This is a genomic window from Micromonospora sp. MH33 (assembly GCF_003013775.1).
Taxonomy (GTDB): Bacteria; Actinomycetota; Actinomycetes; order Mycobacteriales; family Micromonosporaceae; genus Micromonospora; species Micromonospora fulviviridis.
The window spans coordinates 1-3,513 of the sequence record NZ_MUYZ01000462.1 but is presented as its reverse complement, the minus strand read 5'-3'; the positions used below and the strand labels follow the sequence as shown (position 1 = coordinate 3,513).

3 protein-coding genes are annotated in these 3,513 nt (G+C 72.3%); 1 reads left to right on the top strand and 2 read right to left on the bottom strand.

All coding sequences use genetic code 11. From position 1 onward, the window contains the following. Both B0E53_RS34420 and B0E53_RS34415 read right to left on the bottom strand, forming a co-directional pair. The coding region (locus B0E53_RS34420) for a hypothetical protein (protein ID WP_107079712.1) at positions 1 to 1,084 on the bottom strand (1,084 nt) is incomplete at its 3' end. A gap of 4 nt (positions 1,085 to 1,088) precedes the next feature. Then, on the bottom strand, positions 1,089 to 1,829 hold the full coding sequence (locus B0E53_RS34415) for a response regulator transcription factor (protein ID WP_246835745.1): 741 nt from the start codon (positions 1,827 to 1,829) through the stop codon (positions 1,089 to 1,091). A 64-nt stretch (positions 1,830 to 1,893) separates the two neighbouring features. Here B0E53_RS34415 and B0E53_RS34410 point away from each other — a divergent pair. Next, positions 1,894 to 3,513 (top strand): Hsp70 family protein (locus tag B0E53_RS34410; RefSeq protein WP_168215479.1); only part of this gene is annotated, 1,620 nt, incomplete at its 3' end.

The following is a 3,513-nucleotide window of genomic DNA, read 5'->3' as shown; positions in this document are numbered from 1 at the left end:
GGCCGCCCAGCGCGGCCAGCCGCCGGGAGTCGTCCCGCAACGCCGCGCCGACCCGCGCCGGGTCGGCGCCGGCCCGCTGCGCGCGGATCGTCAGCACGCCGTCGGACCGGCCCAGGTCCAGGTGCACCGGCTGCTCCCCACCGCTGGCGCCCAGCGCCGCCGCTGCGGACACACCGGCCTGGTACAGCCCGGACTCGACCTCCCAGCCCTGGCGCCGGCCCAGTTCGCCGCGGAGCACCACCGGCACCGGCAGCGCGGCGGTGACCTCCTCCAGCGCCGCGCGCACACCGGTACCTCGCAGTACCTGCGGGTACACCCCGCGGACAACGGCGCGGAACTGCTCGATCATCTCGCCCAGCCCGGCCCGGATGTCGCCAGCGATCGCCGTGGCCTGCGGTGAGCCGGCGCGCAGCGCCCGTTCCAGGTCCGCGGTGCGGTCCAGGATCGCCCGCAGTTGCCGGCCGGGCGTCGCGGTGACCGCGGTGGCGAGCCGGTCGCGCTCCACCGCCTGCACCGTCAGCAACTCCATCTGGGTCGCGCTGACCCGCCGTGCCGCCGCATCGGCCCGGGCCCGTACGGCGGCGCAGGACGCGCGGTGGCCCGCCTGGCGCAGCAGCAGGCCGACGCAGACCGCCGTCTCGCCCAGCGGCGCCGTCACGGCCAGCGGGTACCGGGGATTCTCCGGGTGCGCCAGCACCAGCACCCCGCACCGGGCGCCGCCGTCGGTCACATCCGCGGCCGCGACCACACCGGACCAGCCCAGCAGCAGGCCCGGGTCGGCCACCAGGTCCGGCAACGCACCCGTCACCCAGCGCCGGGAACGCCACGTGATCGCGGACGTCCATGATGGATCACCGGCGCCCGGTGTCGTTCCCGCCGGCAGCCACAGCGCCGCGTAGCGCACCGCGTGGGCCCGGGCAACCTCGCGCAGCAGCGTACGCAGGATCGGCCGGTACCCACCCAGCGGGTCCTGCGGCCCCGCGGGCGCGGGCAGCGCACGCGAGGACGCCAGCTGGGCCAGGACGGTGAACGGCCCGGCCGGGCGGGATGGGTGCGCCGGCTCGCCGCCCGTGTTCCAGGGCACCGCGCTAGTCCGCCATCTGGCTTGAGCGCAGGTACGCGAGCACCGCCAGGACCCGCCGGTGGTGCGCGGCCGACTCGGCCGGCAGGTCCAGCTTGGTGAATATGCTCGCGATCCGCTTCTCGACCGTCTTGACCGACAGGAACAACTCCCTCGCGATCCCGGAATTCGACCGCCCTTCCGCCATGAGTCGCAGCACGGTGCGTTCCTGCTCGGTGAGATCGGCCAGCATACTGCGTACCGGAGGGCTCGGCCGGTCCACCAGGTTGGCGGCCAGCGCCGGCTCGATCACGAACTCGCCGGCGGCGATGCGTACCAGCGTGTCGGCGAGCACGGCCACCCCGGCCACCTGGTCCTTGAGCCGGTACCCGATCCGGTCGGTGCCGATCTCCAGCAGCCGGAACAGGTAGTGTGCCTCGGCGTGCTGGGACAGCAGCAGCAGACCGACGTCCGGGTGCTCCGCCCGCACCCGCTGGGCGGTCTGCAGTCCGCCGTCGGCGCCTGGCGGCATCCGAATGTCCATGATGGCCACATCCACGGGGGTATGGGCCAGCAGATCGAGCAGTCGATCGCCGTCCTCCACGCCGCCGACCACCCGGTGCCCGGCGGCGGACAGCAGCAGTTGCAGCCCCTCCCGGAACAGCGCGCCGTCGTCGGCCACCGCAACGTCCATGGCTTGCCTCCCGATGCGAATACCCACGATCTTGTAGCTAGTTAATACGGCGGCGTATCGTGATGCGCTGTTCACCAGCCACAACGTTGTGAATGGTAACTGCGGCAAGCTTGGCGAGGGGAAAACTGGTATGTATGGAGTGGGTATCGACCTGGGTACCAGCTTCACCGCCGCAGCGACCGCCTCCGCCTGGGCCCTGGACATGGTGCCACTGGCCGGACAATCGATCATCACCCCGTCAGTCGCCTACCTCGACGAGCAGGGCACACTGCTGACCGGTGAAGCGGCCGACCGCCTCGGCCTGCAGAACCCCGACCGGGCGGCACGGGAGTTCAAACGCCGCCTCGGTGACCCCACCCCCGTAATCCTGGACGGAGCACCGTACTCCCCCACCGCCCTGATGGCCGCCCTGCTCCGGACCGTGGTCGACACCGTCACCCAGACCCAGGGCGCCCCGCCCGACCGGATCGTGCTGACCCACCCCGCCGTGTGGGGCCCCTACCGACGCGAACAATTCGCCGCCATCCCACACCTGGCCGGCCTACCCCGCCCACAAACCGAGCCGGAAGCCGACACGGACGGCCCGACCGTCATCACCATCACCGAACCGGTCGCCGCCGCCACCTACTACTGCTCCACCCAACCACTACCCCCCGACGGCCTGCTCGCCGTCTACGACCTCGGCGGAGGCACCTTCGACAGCGCCGTGGTCCGCAACGGCCGCGACGGACTGGAAATCATCGGCACCCCCGAAGGCATCGAATGGCTCGGCGGCGCCGACTTCGACCAAGCACTCATGGACCACGTCGACCGCCAACTCGGCGGCGCGATCACCGCACTGGACCCCACCGACCCCGGCACCGCCGCGATCCTGGCCACCCTCCAACGCGACTGCATGCACGCCAAAGAAGCACTGTCCACCCGCGAAAAAGCAGACATCACCGTGCCCCTGCCCGACTCCCCACGGCACGTAACCGTGACCCGGGAAACGTTCGAGCAGATGATCACACCACCCGTCGAAACCACCATCGAAACCTTCCGGCGCACCCTCACCGCCGCCGGCGTCACCCTGCAAGACCTCACCGCAGTGCTCCTGGTCGGCGGATCATCCCAAATCCCCCTGGTCACCCAACTGCTGCGAGACACACTGCGGCGACCGATCATGACCAACACCCACCCGAAACACGCCGTCGCCCTCGGCGCCGCCATGCTCAGCTCCGACACCCACACAGCCCGGACCATCCCACCACCCCGACGACCCGCACCCGACGCGCCAACCACCATGCCGAGCACCACGACGACCCGAACCGGCGCACCATCCCCGGCGGCCGAACACGACAGCGGCGAGCCCGCCGCACCAGCAGTCCTGGGCGCGCCGGCGCTCAAGGCGGGGCGCGGCGCGAAGCAACGGACGCGACCGCCGGCCGAGCCGGCACAGCCGGTCAGCGGCCCTGCCGGAGACACTCACCCGGCTGACCTGCCGCCCGCGGCGGACGTGCCGCCTCCGGCGCGGCGGCGGTGGTCACGGCTAGCGATCGCGCGCGTCGTCGTCGCGCTGGTCGCGGTCGTCGGCCTGCTGAGCGCAGCGATGCTGCTCCGGACCGACACTCCGAGCGACACACAGGCACCCAGCGCGACGCCCGGAACCGTCGCCCCGAGCGTCCAGACGCAGGCGCCCAGCGCGACGCCCCGAACCAGCACCCCGAGCAACCGACCCCGGACGCCCAGCGCGACGCCCCGACCCAGCACCCCGAGCGGC